The organism is Pseudomonas sp. SK3(2021), from assembly GCF_016772375.1.
GTDB lineage: Bacteria > Pseudomonadota > Gammaproteobacteria > Pseudomonadales > Pseudomonadaceae > Aquipseudomonas > Aquipseudomonas chlororaphis_I.
In genome coordinates this window covers 6,230,312-6,248,173 of record NZ_CP061943.1, presented here as the reverse complement: position 1 = coordinate 6,248,173, position 17,862 = coordinate 6,230,312, and the positions used below count along the sequence as shown (strand labels likewise).

Annotated in this window: 15 protein-coding genes, 1 pseudogene and 1 riboswitch; of the genes and pseudogenes, 5 read left to right on the top strand and 11 right to left on the bottom strand. The window is 62.8% G+C overall.

Features of this window, described 5'->3' with window-relative positions; all coding sequences use genetic code 11:
- The 3 genes from IF690_RS27805 to ahcY all read right to left on the bottom strand — a co-directional run bounded on the left by IF690_RS27805 (position 1) and on the right by ahcY (position 3,615).
- Complete coding sequence (locus IF690_RS27805) at positions 1 to 1,089, bottom strand: hypothetical protein (protein ID WP_202698219.1); 1,089 nt, start codon at positions 1,087 to 1,089, stop codon at positions 1 to 3.
- Positions 1,090 to 1,170: 81 nt separating this feature from the next.
- Positions 1,171 to 2,016 carry a methylenetetrahydrofolate reductase [NAD(P)H] gene (gene metF, locus IF690_RS27800; RefSeq protein ID WP_202698218.1) on the bottom strand — a complete coding sequence of 282 codons (846 nt, stop codon included), beginning with the start codon at positions 2,014 to 2,016 and terminating at the stop codon, positions 1,171 to 1,173.
- Positions 2,017 to 2,205: 189 nt separating this feature from the next.
- Positions 2,206 to 3,615: an adenosylhomocysteinase gene (gene ahcY, locus IF690_RS27795; protein ID WP_009045993.1), complete on the bottom strand. Its 1,410-nt coding sequence runs from the start codon at positions 3,613 to 3,615 to the stop codon at positions 2,206 to 2,208.
- Between the two features lie 22 nt (positions 3,616 to 3,637).
- A riboswitch (S-adenosyl-L-homocysteine riboswitch) is annotated at positions 3,638 to 3,744 on the bottom strand.
- A gap of 197 nt (positions 3,745 to 3,941) precedes the next feature.
- Here ahcY and IF690_RS27790 point away from each other — a divergent pair.
- A complete protein-coding gene (locus IF690_RS27790; protein ID WP_007932525.1) occupies positions 3,942 to 4,346 on the top strand; it encodes an acyl-CoA thioesterase in 405 nt (134 codons plus the stop codon).
- Positions 4,347 to 4,485: 139 nt separating this feature from the next.
- On the opposite strand, the gene IF690_RS27785 is transcribed toward IF690_RS27790, so the two are convergent.
- Entirely contained in the window at positions 4,486 to 5,745 is a 1,260-nt protein-coding gene (locus IF690_RS27785) for a cation:proton antiporter (protein WP_202698217.1), read from the bottom strand.
- Between the two features lie 218 nt (positions 5,746 to 5,963).
- Positions 5,964 to 6,146: pseudogene (locus IF690_RS27780) on the bottom strand (MFS transporter); the annotation flags it as partial.
- Positions 6,147 to 6,357: 211 nt separating this feature from the next.
- Here IF690_RS27780 and IF690_RS27775 point away from each other — a divergent pair.
- Positions 6,358 to 7,191: an EamA family transporter gene (locus tag IF690_RS27775; protein WP_202698216.1), complete on the top strand. Its 834-nt coding sequence runs from the start codon at positions 6,358 to 6,360 to the stop codon at positions 7,189 to 7,191.
- A gap of 36 nt (positions 7,192 to 7,227) precedes the next feature.
- Positions 7,228 to 7,614, top strand: a complete 387-nt coding sequence (locus IF690_RS27770) for an MAPEG family protein (RefSeq protein ID WP_202698215.1) — start codon at positions 7,228 to 7,230, stop codon at positions 7,612 to 7,614.
- Between the two features lie 160 nt (positions 7,615 to 7,774).
- Here the strand turns inward: IF690_RS27770 and mltA are convergent, their stop codons facing one another.
- Positions 7,775 to 8,950, bottom strand: coding sequence for a murein transglycosylase A (gene mltA, locus IF690_RS27765; RefSeq protein WP_202698214.1), 1,176 nt, complete (start codon positions 8,948 to 8,950; stop codon positions 7,775 to 7,777).
- 128 nt (positions 8,951 to 9,078) lie between these two features.
- On the opposite strand from mltA, the gene IF690_RS27760 reads away from it, so the two are divergent.
- On the top strand, positions 9,079 to 9,528 hold the full coding sequence (locus IF690_RS27760; protein ID WP_202698213.1) for a c-type cytochrome: 450 nt from the start codon (positions 9,079 to 9,081) through the stop codon (positions 9,526 to 9,528).
- A 52-nt stretch (positions 9,529 to 9,580) separates the two neighbouring features.
- On the opposite strand, the gene IF690_RS27755 is transcribed toward IF690_RS27760, so the two are convergent.
- The 5 genes from IF690_RS27755 to IF690_RS27735 form a co-directional block, all read right to left on the bottom strand.
- Positions 9,581 to 9,976 carry a DUF1090 domain-containing protein gene (locus tag IF690_RS27755; RefSeq protein WP_202698212.1) on the bottom strand — a complete coding sequence of 132 codons (396 nt, stop codon included), beginning with the start codon at positions 9,974 to 9,976 and terminating at the stop codon, positions 9,581 to 9,583.
- A gap of 97 nt (positions 9,977 to 10,073) precedes the next feature.
- On the bottom strand, positions 10,074 to 11,759 hold the full coding sequence (ligB, locus tag IF690_RS27750; protein ID WP_202698211.1) for an NAD-dependent DNA ligase LigB: 1,686 nt from the start codon (positions 11,757 to 11,759) through the stop codon (positions 10,074 to 10,076).
- 458 nt (positions 11,760 to 12,217) lie between these two features.
- The gene (locus tag IF690_RS27745) at positions 12,218 to 13,243 is read right to left on the bottom strand and encodes an IS110 family RNA-guided transposase (protein ID WP_202696683.1); all 1,026 of its coding nucleotides are present in this window, start codon (positions 13,241 to 13,243) and stop codon (positions 12,218 to 12,220) included.
- Between the two features lie 122 nt (positions 13,244 to 13,365).
- Positions 13,366 to 14,556, bottom strand: coding sequence for a methionine adenosyltransferase (gene metK, locus IF690_RS27740; RefSeq protein ID WP_023969227.1), 1,191 nt, complete (start codon positions 14,554 to 14,556; stop codon positions 13,366 to 13,368).
- Between the two features lie 19 nt (positions 14,557 to 14,575).
- Entirely contained in the window at positions 14,576 to 15,571 is a 996-nt protein-coding gene (locus IF690_RS27735) for an ArsR/SmtB family transcription factor (protein WP_202698210.1), read from the bottom strand.
- A 273-nt stretch (positions 15,572 to 15,844) separates the two neighbouring features.
- On the opposite strand from IF690_RS27735, the gene tkt reads away from it, so the two are divergent.
- Positions 15,845 to 17,842 (top strand): transketolase, encoded by a 1,998-nt coding sequence (gene tkt, locus IF690_RS27730; RefSeq protein ID WP_202698209.1) that lies wholly within the window; start codon positions 15,845 to 15,847, stop codon positions 17,840 to 17,842.
- Positions 17,843 to 17,862: the final 20 nt, after the last annotated feature.

The window sequence follows — 17,862 nt, the reverse complement described above, 5'->3', positions numbered from 1 at the left end:
TCAAGCCTCAGTTGCCTTTGTCTCGATCAGATGCAGGTAGATAGCCTTGCGCCGCTGGCCCAGTACCAGGCGAATCACCGGGTGGTTGAACCAGCGCTCGAGTTGATGACTGTTGAGCGGTTTTTTCAGGCGGCCTTCGGCGTTTTCCCGGGCTTTCTCCCACCAGACCGGGGCGCAGGCCTGATCGAATTCGTTGGTGTGGCGGTAGCAGCCGTAGAGGATTTCGCGCATGAACTGTCGCTGGTACCCGGGCAGGGCCAGGGTCACGATTTTGTAGGCCAGGCGTTGCAACGCCGGCGGGCGTGGCAGGGTCGCGGTGACCAGGCGGGTTTCGTCCAGCGCGACGCTGCTGGTGGGCGCTGCGCCGTGCTTGTCCAGCCAGGCCTTGGTCTTGGCGCGAAACAACTGCTTGCGGCTCCAGTAGTGGTGGATCAGGTCGGGGCATTCGCGGACTTGTTTGGTGCGATAGGCCGCCACTGCCAGGCAGAACTCTTCGAGGGTATAGGCGCCCGGTGCCCGCGGGTACAGCTCGTCCATCAGGGCGATGGAGCGGTCCAGCACATCGGCGTCCGCGCGGTGCAGGCCGATCACGCCGGAGTTCAGCAGCGGCATCTGATCGTCGGCGAGTTTGCGCTCCTGCAGCAAGCCGGCCAGGGACTGATAGAGGCCGGATTCCTTGTTGGCGCCGTAGCACATGCCGAAGGCGTTACACAGCAGGGTGCCGGGCTGGATGCGGCGAAACAGTTCCAGCGGCGAGCAGTGGAAAAAGGTATCGGTGTCGATCAGCAGCGCCAGTTCGGACTCTTGCAGCACTTGCTGCATCACCACGTGCTTGGCGCGAAAGTGGTAGCCGTGTGGGGCGATCCAGGCCTGGCGGGTGTTTTCGTCCAAGGGGCGCACGCGCACAGGCAGGTCGCGGTAAGGCGCGGCATTGTCGGTGAAGACCTGGATGTCGAGGGTTTCGCCCGGTGTTTCGCGCAGCCCGGCCAGGGCACTGGCAATGCTGAAGGCGGCTTCCTGGTGATAGGTCGTGGCGCCGTAAACCAGATAGATCAATTGTGGGCGTGCTGCGGTGCTGCCTGTGGACATCTACGGCGATCCTTCGGATGTATGGGGGTTAAAAAAAAGGCCCTGGATTTCGCCAAGGCCTTTTCTGATGCTGTCGGGCGGTTAACGTGGCAGCTTCAGGTTGTTCCAGACGGCCAGGCTCGGCTCGGCTTGGTTCAGGGTATAGAAATGCAGCCCTGGCGCCCCGCCTTGCAACAAACGTTCACACATTTCGGTGATGACCTGTTCGCCGAACGTCTGAATGCTTTGGCTGTCGTCGCCGTAGGCTTCCAGTTGCTTGCGGATCCAGCGCGGGATTTCCGCGCCGCAGGCGTCGGAGAAACGCGCCAGCTTGCTGTAGTTGGTGATCGGCATGATGCCGGGCACGATCGGGATGTTCACACCCATTTGTTGCACGCGTTCGACGAAGTAGAAATAACTGTCGGCGTTGAAGAAGTACTGGGTGATCGCACTGTTGGCGCCGGCGTTGGCCTTGCGTACGAAGTTGTTGAGGTCGTCTTCGAAATTGCGCGCCTGCGGGTGCATTTCCGGATACGCCGCCACTTCGATGTGGAAGTGATCGCCAGTCTCCTCACGAATGAAACTCACCAGGTCGTTGGCGTGACGCAGCTCGCCGCTGGCCATGCCCATGCCCGAAGGCAGGTCGCCGCGCAGGGCAACGATACGGTTGATGCCGGCGGCCTTGTACCGGGTCAGCAGGCCGCGCAGGTCGGCCTTGCTGTCGCCCACGCAGGACAGGTGCGGCGCGGCCGGGATCTTCACCTCGCTTTCGAGCTGCAGCACGGTGTTCATCGTGCGGTCGCGGGTCGAGCCACCGGCACCGTAGGTGCAGGAGAAGAAGTCGGGGTTGTAGCTGGCCAGCTGGCGGGCAGTGGCGAGCAGTTTTTCATGTCCAGCATCGGTCTTGGTCGGGAAGAACTCGAAGCTGTAGCGACGGTCTTGGGACATGGAGGAAACCTCCAGCTACAAGCTGCAAGCCACAAACTGCAAGAGTAGCGGAGGTGCGCTCAACTCTTGGGCCTGGAACGGGCTGCTTGAAACTGTTTAAGCAAATAGGGACGAAGCCGAAAGCTTCGAGCGGCAAGCAGGGCTTGTGGCCCTTGCTTGCCGCTTGAAGCTCAAGGCTTGCAACTGCTCTTAGTACCGGTAAGCGTGCGGCTTGAACGGGCCTTCGACGGTCACGCCGATGTAGTCAGCCTGTTGCTTGGTCAGTTGAGTGACCACGCCACCGAAACCGCGGACCATTTCCAGGGCCACTTCTTCGTCGAGTTTCTTCGGCAGTACTTCAACGGTCAGGCGCTCGGCTTTCTGGGCTGGCGACAGGTCGGCGTACTTCTGGCCGAACAGGAAGATCTGCGCCAGAACCTGGTTGGCGAACGAACCGTCCATGATGCGGCTTGGGTGACCGGTGGCGTTGCCCAGGTTCACCAGGCGGCCTTCGGCCAGCAGGATCAGGTAATCGTCGTTCTGGGCGTCGAAAGCGCCTGGACCGGTGCGGTGAACCTTGTGCACCTGTGGCTTCACCTCTTCCCATGCCCAGTTCTTGCGCATGAAAGCGGTGTCGATTTCGTTGTCGAAGTGACCGATGTTGCAGACAACGGCGCGCTTCTTCAGGGCCTTGAGCATGTTGGCGTCGCAAACATTGACGTTACCGGTGGTGGTCACGATCAGGTCGATCTTGCCCAGCAGGGCCTTGTCGATGCTCGCTTCGGTGCCGGTGTTGATCCCGTCGATGAACGGCGAAACCAGTTCGAAACCGTCCATGCAGGCCTGCATGGCGCAGATCGGGTCGACTTCGGAAACCTTGACGATCATGCCTTCCTGACGCAGGGACTGGGCCGAGCCCTTGCCCACGTCACCGTAGCCGATGACCAGCGCTTGCTTGCCGGACAACAGGTGGTCGGTGCCGCGCTTGATCGCATCGTTCAGGCTGTGACGGCAGCCGTACTTGTTGTCGTTCTTGCTCTTGGTCACCGAGTCGTTGACGTTGATGGCCGGGATCTTCAGTTCGCCCTTGGCCAGCATGTCCAGCAGGCGGTGCACGCCGGTGGTGGTTTCTTCGGTCACGCCGTGGACGCGATCCAGCACCTGCGGGTACTTCTTGTGCAGCAGCTCGGTCAGGTCGCCGCCGTCGTCGAGGATCATGTTGGCGTCCCAAGGCTTGCCGTCCTTGAGGATGGTCTGCTCCAGGCACCACTCGTACTCTTGCTCGGTCTCGCCTTTCCAGGCGAATACCGGGATACCGGCGGCGGCGATGGAGGCAGCGGCCTGGTCCTGGGTCGAGAAGATGTTGCAGGACGACCAGCGTACTTCGGCACCCAGGGCAACCAGGGTTTCGATCAGCACGGCAGTCTGGATGGTCATGTGGATGCAGCCGAGAATCTTCGCGCCCTTGAGCGGTTGTTCAGCGGCGTACTTGCGGCGCAGACCCATCAGGGCCGGCATTTCCGATTCGGCGATGATGGTTTCACGACGGCCCCAGGCGGCCAGGGACATGTCGGCGACTTTGTAGTCGGTAAAATCTGCAGGCGTGATGACAGCGCTCATGAAGAGCCTCCATTCGTAAGTATGCGAATGGGCGCCGTTGTGCGTTTAGTGACTGGCCGAACCATCACGGCCAGACAACGCCCCATCCGAGCCTGACAGGTCTAGCCTGCTGCAGCGCCCCTCGGACAGGTGGCGGGAAAACGGTATCAGGTGATCGTTACCGTTTTGAAACGGAGGCGATTATAGCCGTCTGCCTGCGACTTCCCAAGGATTTCTGTCGGACGATGATCGAACGGTAATCGCGACCATAGTAGAAGCTCAATAGAGCTCTGCGCCGGGGTCTGCCATGATGCCGGCATCAATCGGCAAGACGGTCAGGAGTGAGTATGAATTTCCACACCCGCAAATGGGTAAAGCCTGAAGACCTCAACCCCAACGGCACGCTGTTCGGCGGCAGCCTGTTGCGCTGGATCGACGAAGAAGCGGCGATCTACGCCATCGTCCAGCTGGGCAACCAGCGCGTGGTCACCAAGTACATTTCCGAAATCAATTTCGTCAGCGCCTCGCGCCAGGGCGACATCATCGAACTGGGCATTACTGCCACCGAGTTTGGCCGCACCTCGATCACCCTGACCTGCGAAGTGCGCAACAAGATCACCCGCAAAAGCATCCTCACCGTCGAGAAGATGGTCTTCGTCAACCTGGGCGAGGACGGCTTGCCGGCTCCCCATGGTCGTACCGAGATCAGGTACGTGAAAGACCAGTTCAAGGACGACGAGCCCATCGCCTGAACCGTACTCTTGTAGGAGCAGCCGGCCGACGCTCGATTGCTCGCGATCGGCTCGTCCAGGCAGCGCATATTTCAATTGGAATGCGTCGCCTGACAGCCCTGATCGCGAGCAAGCTCGCTCCTACAAGTGCAGGGGGGTGTCAGTGAGCGTCCTGGGCGGCGGCCGGCGCGTCCTTGGTGACATGACGTACCAGTTTGCCGATGGTCAGGCCCTGCAGGAGGATCGACGACAGCACCACGATGTAGGTGATGCTCAGTACCAGGTCGCGCTCCGGGCCCAATGGTAGGGCCAGGGCCAGCGCCACCGAAACCCCGCCGCGCAGGCCGCCCCAGGTCAGTACCCGGATGGTGCCGCGCGGCACGCTGCGCCAGCGGCGTAGCAGGACGATGGCCGGGGCCACGGTGAGCAGGCGCGACAGCACGATCGCCACCGCCAGCAGGCACGCGGCCAGCAAGTGCAGCCAGTTGAACGGCAGCAGCAACAGCTCCATGCCGATCAGGGCGAACAGCAGGGCGTTGAGCATGTCGTCGAGCAGTTCCCAGAAACCGTCCAGGTAACGCCGGGTCATGTCGTTCATCGCCAGGTTGCGTCCCAGGTTGCCGATGATCAGGCCCGCCACCACCATCGCGATCGGTGCAGAGACGTGCAGTTCGCTGGCCATCGCCGAGCCGCCGATTACCAGCGCCAGGGTCAGCATCACCTCGATCTGGTGCTGCTCGATGCTCTTGATCATCAGGTACACCAGGTAGCCGATCAGCCCGCCGAACAGCACGCCGCCGATGGCCTCATGGGCAAATAGCAGGGCGGTGGCGCCGAGGGTCGGGGTTTCGCCGAGCTGGGCGATCCCCAGCAGCACGGTGAACACCACCACCGCGGTGCCGTCGTTGAACAGTGACTCGCCGACGATGGTGGTTTTCAGCGGCTTGGACGCGTTGGCGGTACGCAGCACGCCGAGCACCGCGATCGGGTCGGTCGGCGAGATCAGGGCGCCGAACAGCAGGCAATAGAGGAAGCTCACGTGCCAGCCGAACAGGCCGAAGATCCAGTAGGCCAGGCTGCCGATGACGAACGTGGCGATCAGCACGCCGACCGTGGCCAGCAGGCCGATGGGCCAGCGATAGCTGCGCAGGTCGTTGAGGTTGACGTGCAAGGCGCCGGCGAACAGCAGGAACGACAGCATCCAGTTCATCAGCAGGTCGCCGAAGTCGATCTGGCCGATCAGTTGTTGCACATGCTCTTCCAGGCCGGGATAGCCGAGGAAGCTCAAGCCTTGCAGCAGCAGGGAAAACAGCAGGGCGGTGACCATCACCCCGATGGTCGGCGGCAGGCCGATGAAGCGGAAGTTGACGTAGGTGAGCAGGGTGGTCAGGCAGATGAAGGCGGCAACGAGTTCAAGCATCCGGAGTCCCTTGGAAAGAAACGTGAAAAGAAAGCCCGAAAGCCATCGGGCAAGGGTTGGATGGGCCGCCGGCGGCCCGGGGCACACCGACAAGGAAAGTTCAGATTCTTCTGGCGGTGAGCCGGTCGGCCAGTGCGCGGTTCTGCAGGCGACTGTCAGTCACTCTCTCGTCGGGGGCTCAGCCGGATACATTGACCACGGCCGCCTGGCGACGTTGCGAGGATGAACATCAGCGTCATGCCCGGCAACGTGGCCTTGCGCGGCATGTTTTGGCGGTGCCGGCGGCGAGGATCGGCGCGCCGAATACCATGTTCAGGGCGCAACCGGTAATCAGCAGGCCCATGATGACTGGTACCGATGCCGAAGGCGGCAACAGCCAGTGCGAGCAAGGCGAGTGGCATGCGAGGATTCCCTGTCTGTAGTCTTGACGTCTTGATCAGGCATACGCGTGCCGGCTTTACTCCTCCATTGGCTCAGGTCCAGCGGATCGGGCAGCAGCAAAAAGTACTGGAATAGATATATGCGCAACTGAGTGCGGCATGGTCGGCGTCAGTACAGGCAGCCAAGGCACTTGGGTGAATCGATTCTCTTCTCGCAAACAGGGAGTGTGAGGTGCTGGCGACAACTCTGGTTCTGGTGGCGGCGCTGCTGCATGCGGCGTGGAATACCCTGATCAAGTTCAGCGGCGAGCGCTTGTTGGTGGTGGCCTGCATGGACAGCGTCGCCTTGTTGTTCGTGGCGCTGATGCTGGGGTTTGTCGCATGGCCGCCGCTGGAGATCTGGCCGTGGATCCTGGCCTCGGCGGTTTTCGAATTGCTCTACCGCTACCTGCTGATCCAGGCCTATCGGGTCGGCGACCTGGGCCTGGTCTATCCACTGATGCGCGGTCTTTCGCCCCTGGTGGTGCTGGCCCTGACCCTGATCTTCGCCGGCGAGGTGCTCAGCCCCCAGCAAATCCTCGGCATTCTGCTGATTCCTTTCGGCATGCTGTGCCTGCTGTGGCAGGGCGGTGGCGGCGATCGCCTGCCGTGGTCGATGTTGCCGGTGGTGGCGCTGATCGGCCTGTGCATCGGCTGCTACACCTTTATCGATGGCCAGGCGTTGCGCCGCTGGTCCCGTCCGCTGGATTACCTGGTGTGGGTGACGCTGTTCAGCGCCTGGCCCTTCCCGCTGCTGGCGCTGCTGCGCAAGCGTGCGGCCTTCACCCTGTTCTGGCGCGAGCAATGGCAGTTGGGGTTGAGTGTCGGGTTCTGCGTACTGTTCAGCTACGCTCTGGTGCTGTGGGCCATGCAGCTGGGATCGATCGCCGAAGCGGCGGCGCTACGGGAAATCAGCGTGATCCTGGTGGTGTTGTTCGGCATGCGTTACCTGAAAGAACCTTTCGGCCGGCCTCGGCTCTTAGCTTGTGGGCTGGTGCTGATCGGCATGCTGGTGATGAAGTTCTGACCCCGCTCCCCTCATGACTTTAAAAAGGACTCTGCCATGACCGTTGCTTTCTGGTGTGTATTGATCGCCATCTTCCTTCCCTACCTGTGTAACAGCATCGCCAAGTTCAGCGGGGGCAACTTTGGCCTGCGGCAGAACCATGACCCGCGGGCCTATCTCGAGACCCTCGAGGGGTTCGCCCGGCGGGCACATGCGGCGCAGCTCAACAGTTTTGAAGTGACCCCGGCCTTCGCGGCGGGGGTGATCATTGCCCACATCGCCAACGTCGCCGAACTGGTGACCATCGATGTGCTGGCGGTGCTGTTCATCACCAGCCGCCTGCTGTACATCATCTGCTACCTGGCGGACTGGGCGACCTTGCGGTCGCTGGTGTGGTTCGTCGGCATCGCGCTGATTGCCAGCTTCTTTTTTGTCTCCATTTGACCTGTAGCCGCTGCCGAGCTTGCGAGGCTGCGACCGGGCGCGCAGCGGCCGCAATAGGGGCGTCGCGGTTATCCTGGCCCAACGCACTCTCAAGTTTTGCGCCTGCTACGCAGGCGATCGCAGCCTCGCGGGGCTCGGCAGCGGCTACAGGGCTACGGGGTTACTTGCTGTCGGTGACTTCAGGCACTTTCGGCAGCGTGGCGCCCTTGGGCCAGAGCATCCAGATCTGGCCCTGCTGTTTCATGTCCCCCGCCAGTTGCCCGGCCGCGTCGCCGGTGCCCCAGAACAGGTCGGCGCGAACCTCGCCGGCGATCGCACCGCCGGTGTCCTGCGCCGCCACCGGGCGGATCAGGCTGCTGCCATCGGGCCGGGTGGTGGAGAGCCACAACAGGCTGCCCAGCGGTATCACCTTGCGGTCCACCGCCACGCTGTAGCCGGAGGTCAGCGGTACGTTCAGCGAGCCGCGCGGGCCTTCGTTGCTGTCCGGGTTGCGGTTGAAGAACACGTAGCTGGGGTTGCTGCCCAGCAGTTCCGGGATGCGATTGGGGTTGGCCTTGGCCCAGGCCGCGATGGTGCCCATGGTCACGTCTTCTTTCTTCAGTTCGCCCTGATCCACCAGCCAGCGACCGATGGGGCGGTAGGGGTGGCCGTTCTGGTCGGCATAACCGATGCGCAGCTGGCGCCCGTCTTCCAGCTGGATGCGGCCCGAACCCTGGATCTGCAGGAATTGCAGGTTCATCGGATCGGTCAGCCAGGCGATCACTGGCGCCTTGACCCCCTTGGCTTCGATGGTCGCGGCATCGTCGTAGGGTTTCAGCACCCGGCCTTCGAGGCGGCCACGCAGGCGCTTGCCCTTGAGCTCGGGATAAATGCTGTCGAGGGCGACGATAATCATGTCTTCCGGCACGCCGTAGACCGGCACTGACGCAACCTGGGTCTGGGTCAGGCTGCCTGGATAGACCGGTTCGTAGTAGCCGGTGATCAGGCCGTTGCTGCTGCCGCTGGCCGAGCGCAGGCCGTAGACGTCCAGGTGTTCCTTGAGGAAGCTGCGGACATCGAGGGCGGTGAGCGGCACATTGGCCGCGGTCGCGCAGGTCGGGCCCCACACGGGGTCGGCCTTCAGCCGGGTGCAGGCGCTGCGCCAGGAGCCGAAGCCGGCCAGCAGGTCGTCGTCGGACACAGTGGGCAAGGCTTCCCAATTGGTGCTGGTATAGGTGGCGACAGCGTGGGGTCGGGGGGGCTTGCCGACTTCGCCGCCATTGCATCCGGCCAACAGGATCGCGGTCGGCAAGGCCCAGGCCAGGTGTCGACGCCACAGCTTGAAACGGGTGTTCATGGGGTAGTTCCTTTGTGGCTTGCCTGGGCGCATGGCAACTTCAGGCAATCCATATTGTTAATAGGGCTATTGGTCTTTGCCGGGCAGGCGAGGATACTGGCGGCCGTTTCCCGTGACCCGAAGCCGCCATGACGCTTAAAAGACTCTCCGTTGTATTGCTGGCCTGCCTGACGTTGTCCGCCTGCGGCGGTGTCGATCCGAACTCCCCGCTGGGTCAGCGCAAGGCGATCTTCAAACAGATGCTCAAGACCGGTGAAGACCTGGGCGGCATGCTCCGTGGGCGTATCCCGTTCGACGGCCCGCGTTTTACCGAAGGCGCAATCAAGCTGGACAGCCTGTCCCGCGAACCCTGGAAGCACTTTCCGCAGGTCAAGGAACAGGAACACACCAGCGCGACTGACGATGTCTGGCAGAAGCAGGCACGCTTCCAGGAACTGGCCCGTACCCTCGAGGCGGCCACCGGTGAATTGGTAGTCGCCAGCAAGGTCCAGCCGTACAAGGCCAGCAACCTGGGGCCGGCGGTGCAGAAAGTCGAAGATGCCTGCAGTGCCTGCCATAAAGAGTTTCGCGATCACTGATCCCGTCGCCTGAGGTGTCTGCGGCAGGCACATCTGCCGCGGCGGCTCGAACTTACTTGTCCAGTTCGTCGAGGGCTTCCTGCAATTCCTTGCGGGACTCGGCCAGCTTGTCCTTGCGTTTGTTGATCCTCTCGGCGTCTCCTTTTTTCATGGCTTTGTCCAGGTCGGTCTGGCGCCGGCTGACCTCGTGCTTGGCTTCCAGCACCTTGTTTTCGCGTTCCTTTTTCAGGGAGGCGTCGGTGCAGTTCGCGGTGGTTTCGTTCAGGGCTTTTTCCAGGCCGGCCTGTTGCTCGCTGTTGCCATGGGCCTTGGCCTGTTCGATCTGGGTGCTGATGGCCTGGCGCTTGGCGGCGCAGCCGGTGAGTTCCGGGGCCTGCTCGGCGGCCATCAGGGCTGGAGTTGTCAGGCTGAATGCGGCGAAGAGGGTGAGCGGTGCAAGGAATTTCATAAAGGCTCCATGTGAAAAGATGAATAGCAGGAGTGGGGCGCTGGGCTGTTTGAGCCATCTACGTCCCCGGGGTTCAACGCCGCCGGTTGTAAAGGCTTCAGAAGCCTTCGATTCCGGCGGCACGTAATTCTTCACTCAAGGCCAGGACCTGCGGATCGCGGAAAAAGGCGCTCAACCGAGCAGCGCGTCCCGGGCCGATAGCGCTTTGGGCCTGCCATTGTTCGGTGGTTCTGGCCGCCAACACCGCCCAGTCATCCTCGAGCCTGGCGTTGCCGGTCGGTGGCAGTCCAAGGGCTTTGAGCCAGCGCTGAAACGGTTGTTGGCGGGCGCTGTGCAGGCTGTTCAGCAAACGCGCGATGCTGCGTTCGCCAAGGCCGGTAATGTTAGCAAGCTCTGCAGGATCGAGGGTCAACCAATCGACCAGCCCGTTGATCAGCCCTGCATCCAGCAGCTTCTCCCAGGTGCCGGCACCCACATGGGGCAGATCCAGCCCGGACTTTCCGCTCAGCCAGGTCAGGCGCGCGAGGAACTGGCTCTTGCAGCCGGGCAGGGGCTGCCAGCAACTGAGCGCATGGAAGGCCGAGGCATCCGGGACTTGCAGCGGAACACGCTGGGACGTGCGCAGTACCACGCTGTCCAGGCGCGGGATGGTCAGGCCGGCGAGGCTGATCGATACCAAGTCGCCAGGGCGGATATCCAGTTCTTGCCAGCGCGGTAGCGAGCCGGCGCTGACCCGCCTGATCTGCCGGTCGTCGAGCTGGACCGGCTCCAGTTCGAGCATGGGGGTGATCCGGCCGGTGCGACCGATCTTGAAGTCGACCTTGCGCACCCTGGCCAGGGCCTGGGCGAACGGGTACTTCCACGCGGCGATCCAGTAGGGTGCCTTGGCCTGCCAGCGTTGTGCTTCCGGGCGCCGGCTCTGGCGCAGGACGATGCCATCGCTGGCGAAGGGTAGGGCCGAGCGATACCAGTGCTCTCGCCAGCGCTGGACCTCGGCGAACGTACTGACGCGCTGGCTGTATTCGCTGCCGTGGGGAAACCCCAGGGCCTTGAGGCCGTCCAGGCGCTGCGCCAGGGTGCTTGGGCCTTGGGGCCAGTCCCAGACGAACAGGCCGATCTGGCTGGCTTGCTGGGAATCCAACTGGTCGCGGGCCATTAGGCCGGCGACCTGGCCACGGGCATTCAGGCTGCCGGCCTTGGCCTGTATGTGATCGTCCTGGCGCCAATAGAGCTCGCCCTGTAGCAGCAGGTCCCGAGGTTCGGACAGGCGTTTGGGGATGGCGCTTATCCGTTGCGCGGGCCTGGTCCAGTCCTGGCCCTGAAGGCCATCCCCACGGCTGATGGCTTGCTGGAAGCGCCCCTGGCGATAGATCAGGGTCACGGCCACGCCGTCGATCTTGGGCTGTACCCAGACCTCCTCGCGCCCGGCGAACCACTGGCGTACGGCGCTTTCATCGGCCAGTTTCTCCACGCCGGTATGGGGAATGGGGTGCGGGACGGTGCCGCGGGCGGTGCGTAGCGGGTTGGCGCGGTCTGCGCTGACGGCGGGGAAACAGTTTTGCCAATGCGCGAGCCGGGTGCGGGACTGGTCGTAGAGTTCGTCGCTCACCTGCGACAGGCCTTCACGGTGGTAGCTGTCGTCCCAGCGGTCGATGTGCTGTTGCAGGCTGGCCGTTTCGGTTTGCGCCTGGGCGAGTGTCCAGTCGGGGCATGGGCTGGCGGCGCTCGGCAGGGCGATGGCGCTCAGGAGGAGGCCGGCCATGGGCAGTGCTTTGTAGGGCATGGGGAGCATCCTTGCTCGGGGGAGTCAGGTTGCAGGCTAGAGGGGTGGATGGGAGGGAGAAAGGGCGTATGGGTTGCCGGGTATTTCGCGGGCTGGTTTGACGATGGGCCGGTTTTTATCGTGAGCCAGTTCGCGCCCGCAGGAATCAGGCTGACTCCCGTAAGAGGGCCCTGCACGTCATGAAACCTTCAGCCACAAAAATCTATGGTCACCCCCGTTTTTGCAATACTGATCAATGGGTGAAGTGGTTGGCTTGCTTAAATCTATCCGGCGTCTGTTTGGGGGCATGCCCCGCGCCACGATGAGAGTCGCGCCTGACGATCCTGAAAAATGCCTCGGCTTCTGAAGCCGATTTTTGTGCCAGGTTCTTCGTCAGGCCGGTGGGCCGTTCACGTCATCCGTTGTTCAGCTATCGCAAAACCTGAAGGGTGCTTCGTGGTGCTGCAACAACCGCAGGGTCAGGCGCTCAGCGCGCCTGGCCCTGCTTCATACTGCGTATGGTGGGCCGCTAGCGCCCACGCGATCCGCGCCAGCTTGTTAGCCAAAGCACAGGCCACCACGTTCGAGTGGCGTCGCGTCAGCATTGAGCGTACCCAGTCGGCCAAACGGCCGCGCTGGTAGTCCAGCCTTTGCAGGTAGACCCGCGCACACTGCACCAGTAATTGCCGCAGGTGCTTGTCACCGCGCTTGCTGATGCCGAGCAAATTCGCCTTGCCACCGGTGCTGTACTGTCTGGGCACCAGACCCACAGATGCTGCGAAGTCGCGACTGCACTTGTACTGCTGGCCGTCGCCCATTTCCACCGCCAGCAGGCTGGCGGTGATCGGCCCGACACACGGCAGGCTCAGCAGGCGACTGCCCAGATCATCGGCGGCCAGCTGGCCTGCCAGCTCTTTATCCAGTTCCTTGACCTGCTCATCCAGGTAAGCGAAGTGATCGTGCAGGCGTTGCAACTGCCCGGTGAGCCGAACCGGCAACTCATGCTCGGCCAAGATACTCGCCAAACGTTTCATGATCGCCAGACCTTTGGGCAGGCTGATACCAAACTCCAGCAGGAAACCGTGCATCTGATTGGCGGCTTTGGTGCGGTCGTGCACCAGCGATTCGCGCAGGCGGTGCAGAACGGAAAGGGTCTGCTGCGCCTCGGTTTTAGGCGTAACAAAGCGCATCGATGGGCGCGAGGCCGCTTCGCAAATGGCCTCGGCGTCGACGAAGTCGTTTTTGTTGCCCTTGACGAAGGGCCGGACGAACTGCGGAGAAATCAGTTTGGCCTGATGCCCCATGGCGATCAGCTGACGAGCGACAAAATGCGCGCCGGCACATGCCTCCATCACCACGGTGCAAGCCGGCAGATTGCCGAAGAACTGCATCATCTGTGGACGCGAGAGCTTCTTGTGAAACACCTCTCGGCCCGCAGTGTCCTGGCCGTGCAGGTGGAAACTGTGCTTGCCGAGATCGATTCCGATCAGCGCTGACTCGCTCATGAGGATGGCCTCCGAAAACAAAACACCCTGCGAAAGCGTAGCCCTCGCAGGGTGTGGGGGTGACCATCTCATTAAGCCCCGCAAGGCGAACCGTGCGGGGCTTGGGTAGGGGGCTGCCGCGATTACAGGTTGGCAGCGGCGCGCAGGGCTTCGGCGCGGTCAGTCTTTTCCCAGGTGAAGGTGGTGAACGTATCGTCACCCACGGTCTTGGTTTGCGGGGTGCGACCGAAGTGGCCGTAGGCCGCGGTCTCGCGGTACATCGGGTGCAGCAGGTCGAGCATGGTGGTGATCGCGTAAGGGCGCAGGTCGAAGATTTCGCGAACCAGCTTGATGATCTTGTCATCGCTGATCTTGCCGGTGCCGAAGGTGTTCAGCGAGATCGACGTCGGTTGTGCCACGCCGATGGCGTAGGACACCTGGATCTCGCAGCGCTCGGCCAGGCCGGCGGCAACGATGTTCTTGGCCACGTAACGACCGGCATAGGCGGCCGAACGGTCGACCTTCGATGGGTCCTTGCCGGAGAACGCGCCGCCACCATGACGGGCCATGCCGCCGTAGCTGTCGACGATGATCTTGCGACCGGTCAGGCCGCAGTCGCCGACCGGACCGCCGATGATGAACTGGCCAGTCGGGTTGATGTGGAACTGGGTGTCCTTGGACAGCAGTTCGGCCGGCAGCACGTGCTTGACGATCAGCTCCATCACGCCTTCGCGCAGGTCTTTGTACGACACGTCAGGGTTGTGCTGGGTCGACAGGACCACGGCGTCGATGCCGACCACCTTGCCGCCTTCGTAGCGGCAGGTGACCTGGGACTTGGCATCCGGGCGCAGCCACGGCAACAGGCCGGACTTGCGGGCTTCGGCCTGGCGCTGCACCAGTTGGTGCGAGAAAGTGATCGGGGCTGGCATGAGCACGTCGGTTTCGTTGCTGGCGTAGCCGAACATCAGGCCCTGGTCGCCGGCGCCCTGGTCTTCAGGCTTGGCGCGGTCGACACCCTGGTTGATGTCGGGGGACTGCTTGCCAATGATGTTCATTACGCCGCAGGTCGCGCCGTCGAAGCCGACGTCGGAGCTGGTGTAGCCGATGTCGGTGATGACGTCGCGGACGATCTGCTCCAGGTCAACCCAGGCCGAGGTGGTGACTTCGCCGGCGACGATGGCCACGCCGGTCTTGACCAGGGTTTCCACCGCTACGCGGGCGTGCTTGTCCTGGGCAATGATGGCGTCCAGCACCGCATCGGAAATCTGGTCGGCGATTTTGTCCGGATGCCCTTCAGACACGGACTCGGAGGTGAAAAGGGAATATTCGCTCATCTCGACGGTTTCCTAAAATTTACCGATGGTGAGTGTCGCCAGCCGGTCGCTGAAAGTGGCGGACCTGGATCTGGAAACCATTACGTAAACCTACATACAGACTTTCTCCGGGAACCAGTCCCGCAGCGGTGGCCCAGCGGGCCAGGTCGTCCTGGTCAAACCCCAGCCAGAGATCACCGCAGGCCTCCCTGGCCCAACTCTGGTTGTGGCTGCACAACTCTGTCACTAACAGGCTGCCGCCCGGTTGCAGCAAGCCGGCCAGGCGCTTCAGCGCATCGGCCGGTGCGGCGAAATGGTGCAGGACCATGTTCAGCACCACGCAATCGGCCGTCAGGCTCACGCCATTCAATGCATCGGCCAGTTGCAGGCTGACGTTAGCCAGCGTTTCGCGTTCACAGACCTGCCGTGCCAGTTCGAGCATGGCCGGGCTGTTGTCCAGCGCGGTCACCCGGGTGAAGCGGTGGGCCAGTTCCGGCAGGAAGCTGCCATCCCCGGGGCCGACTTCGATCGCCGTGGCGGCGTCCGTGAAGTTCAGTTTGTCGAGCAGTGCCAGTACGCTTTCGCGGTACTGGGGCAGTCCTGCGATCAGGTCCTGCTGGGCGCGAAACTTCTCTGCGACCCGTGAGAAGAAGTCCTGGCTGGCGGCCGCCCGCTGGCGGTGCACCAGGCCGATACGCGATTGCACTTCGCCGGGCAGCGTCAGGTTGTCCACTTCATCCAGCAGGGCGGCGTGCAGCCTGCCGCCCAGCAGTTCGGTGTGGGGCAGGGCGCGCCGGTAGAAGATCGCGTTGCCTTCGCGACGGGTCGCCACCAGCCCGGCCTGGGCCAGGACCTTCAGGTGGTGGCTCATGCCGGACTGGCCGATGGCGAAGATCTGCGCCAGTTCCAGTACGCCGAACGAGTCGTTGGCCAGCGCGCGCAATACATTCAGCCGCAGCGGATCGCCACCGGCCTTGCACAGGGCCGCCAGCTCGTCGCAGTCATCATGGCTCATGGAGGGCGCGCGTAAATTCATAAGGCCAGCAGTCTAGTGACGCACCCCCAACCTCGCAAGACCAATATCAAAAAGTTTTGATATTGCTCGATAGATGGCACTTAACGGAGCTCGTTGTGTTCTACAGTCGAACTGCAGAATGGTTTCATCAGGCGATTGCACCTTTATCGAGCGGAAAAACGCGCCAGAGTGATTATCTGTCATTGCCCCCGGCCTACCGGCTGAGGGAAAATGCACGCCTTTTTCCGATTCGTTTTATCCAACTCGACTTAGATAACCCCCAGGAGATCAGCGATGCCAAGCCGTCGTGAGCGTGCCAACGCCATTCGTGCCCTCAGCATGGATGCCGTGCAAAAAGCCAACAGCGGCCATCCCGGTGCCCCTATGGGTATGGCGGATATCGCCGAGGTACTTTGGCGTGACTACCTGAAGCACAACCCGAGCAATCCATCCTTCGCCGACCGTGACCGCTTCGTGCTGTCCAACGGCCACGGCTCGATGTTGATCTACTCGCTGCTGCACCTGACCGGCTACGACGTCACCATCGACGACCTGAAGAGCTTCCGCCAGTTGCACAGCCGCACCCCGGGCCACCCGGAATTCGGCTACACCCCGGGCGTCGAGACCACCACCGGCCCGCTGGGCCAGGGCCTGGCCAACGCCGTGGGCTTCGCCCTGGCGGAAAAGGTCCTGGCGGCGCAGTTCAACCGTCCAGGGCACAACGTCGTCGACCACCACACCTATGTGTTCCTGGGCGATGGCTGCATGATGGAAGGCATTTCCCATGAAGTCGCTTCCCTGGCCGGTACCCTGGGCCTGGGCAAGCTGATCGCCTTCTACGATGACAACGGCATTTCCATCGACGGCGAAGTCGAAGGCTGGTTCACCGACGACACGCCAAAGCGTTTCGAAGCCTACAACTGGCAGGTGATCCGCAACGTCGACGGTCACGACCCTGAAGAGATCAAGACCGCGATCGACACCGCGCGCAAAAGCGAGCAGCCGACCCTGATCTGCTGCAAGACCACCATCGGCTTCGGTTCGCCGAACAAGCAGGGCAAGGAAGACTGCCACGGCGCGCCACTGGGTGCCGAGGAAATCGCCCTGACCCGCGCCGCGCTGAAGTGGAACCACGGCCCGTTCGAAATCCCGGCCGACATCTACGCCGAGTGGGATGCCAAGGAAGCCGGTCGCGCCGTCGAAGCCGAGTGGGACCAGCGTTTCTGCGCCTACTCCGCCGAATTCCCCGAGCTGGCCAACGAGCTGGTGCGTCGCCTGAGCGGTGACCTGCCGGCCGACTTCTCCGAGAAGGCCGATGCCTACATCGCCGAAGTCGCGGCCAAGGGCGAAACCATCGCCAGCCGTAAAGCCAGCCAGAACGCCCTGAACGCGTTCGGCCCGCTGCTGCCGGAATTCCTCGGCGGCTCGGCCGACCTGGCCGGTTCCAACCTGACCCTGTGGAAAGGCTGCAAGGGCGTCAGCGCCGAGGACGCCAGCGGCAACTACATGTACTACGGCGTTCGCGAGTTCGGCATGACCGCCATCATGAACGGCGTGGCCCTGCACGGCGGCCTGGTGCCTTACGGCGCGACCTTCCTGATGTTCATGGAATACGCGCGCAACGCGGTACGCATGTCGGCCCTGATGAAGCAGCGGGTGATCCACGTCTACACCCACGACTCCATCGGTCTGGGCGAGGACGGTCCGACTCACCAGCCGATCGAGCAGATCGCCAGCCTGCGCTGCACCCCGAACCTCGACACCTGGCGTCCAGCCGATGCCGTGGAATCGGCGGTGGCCTGGAAAAACGCGATCGAGCGCAAGGACGGTCCTTCGGCGCTGATCTTCTCCCGCCAGAACCTGCAGCATCAGACCCGCAATGCCGTGCAGGTCGCCGCCATCAGCCGCGGCGGCTACGTGCTCAAGGACTGCGCAGGCGAGCCTGAGCTGATCCTGATCGCCACCGGTTCCGAAGTCGGCCTGGCGGTGCAGGCTTACGACAAACTGACCGAGCAGGGCCGCAGGGTGCGCGTGGTGTCCATGCCATGCACCAGCGTGTTCGATGCCCAGGACGCCGGCTACAAGCAGTCGGTCCTGCCGCTGCAGGTCAGCGCGCGCATCGCCATCGAGGCCGCTCACGCGGACTACTGGTACAAGTACGTCGGCCTGGAAGGTCGTGTCATCGGCATGACCACCTACGGCGAGTCGGCGCCTGCGCCGGCCTTGTTCGAAGAGTTCGGTTTCACCCTGGAGAACATCCTGGGTCAGGCTGAAGAGCTGCTGGAAGACTAAGTCCGCCGGTCGCGTTGTCT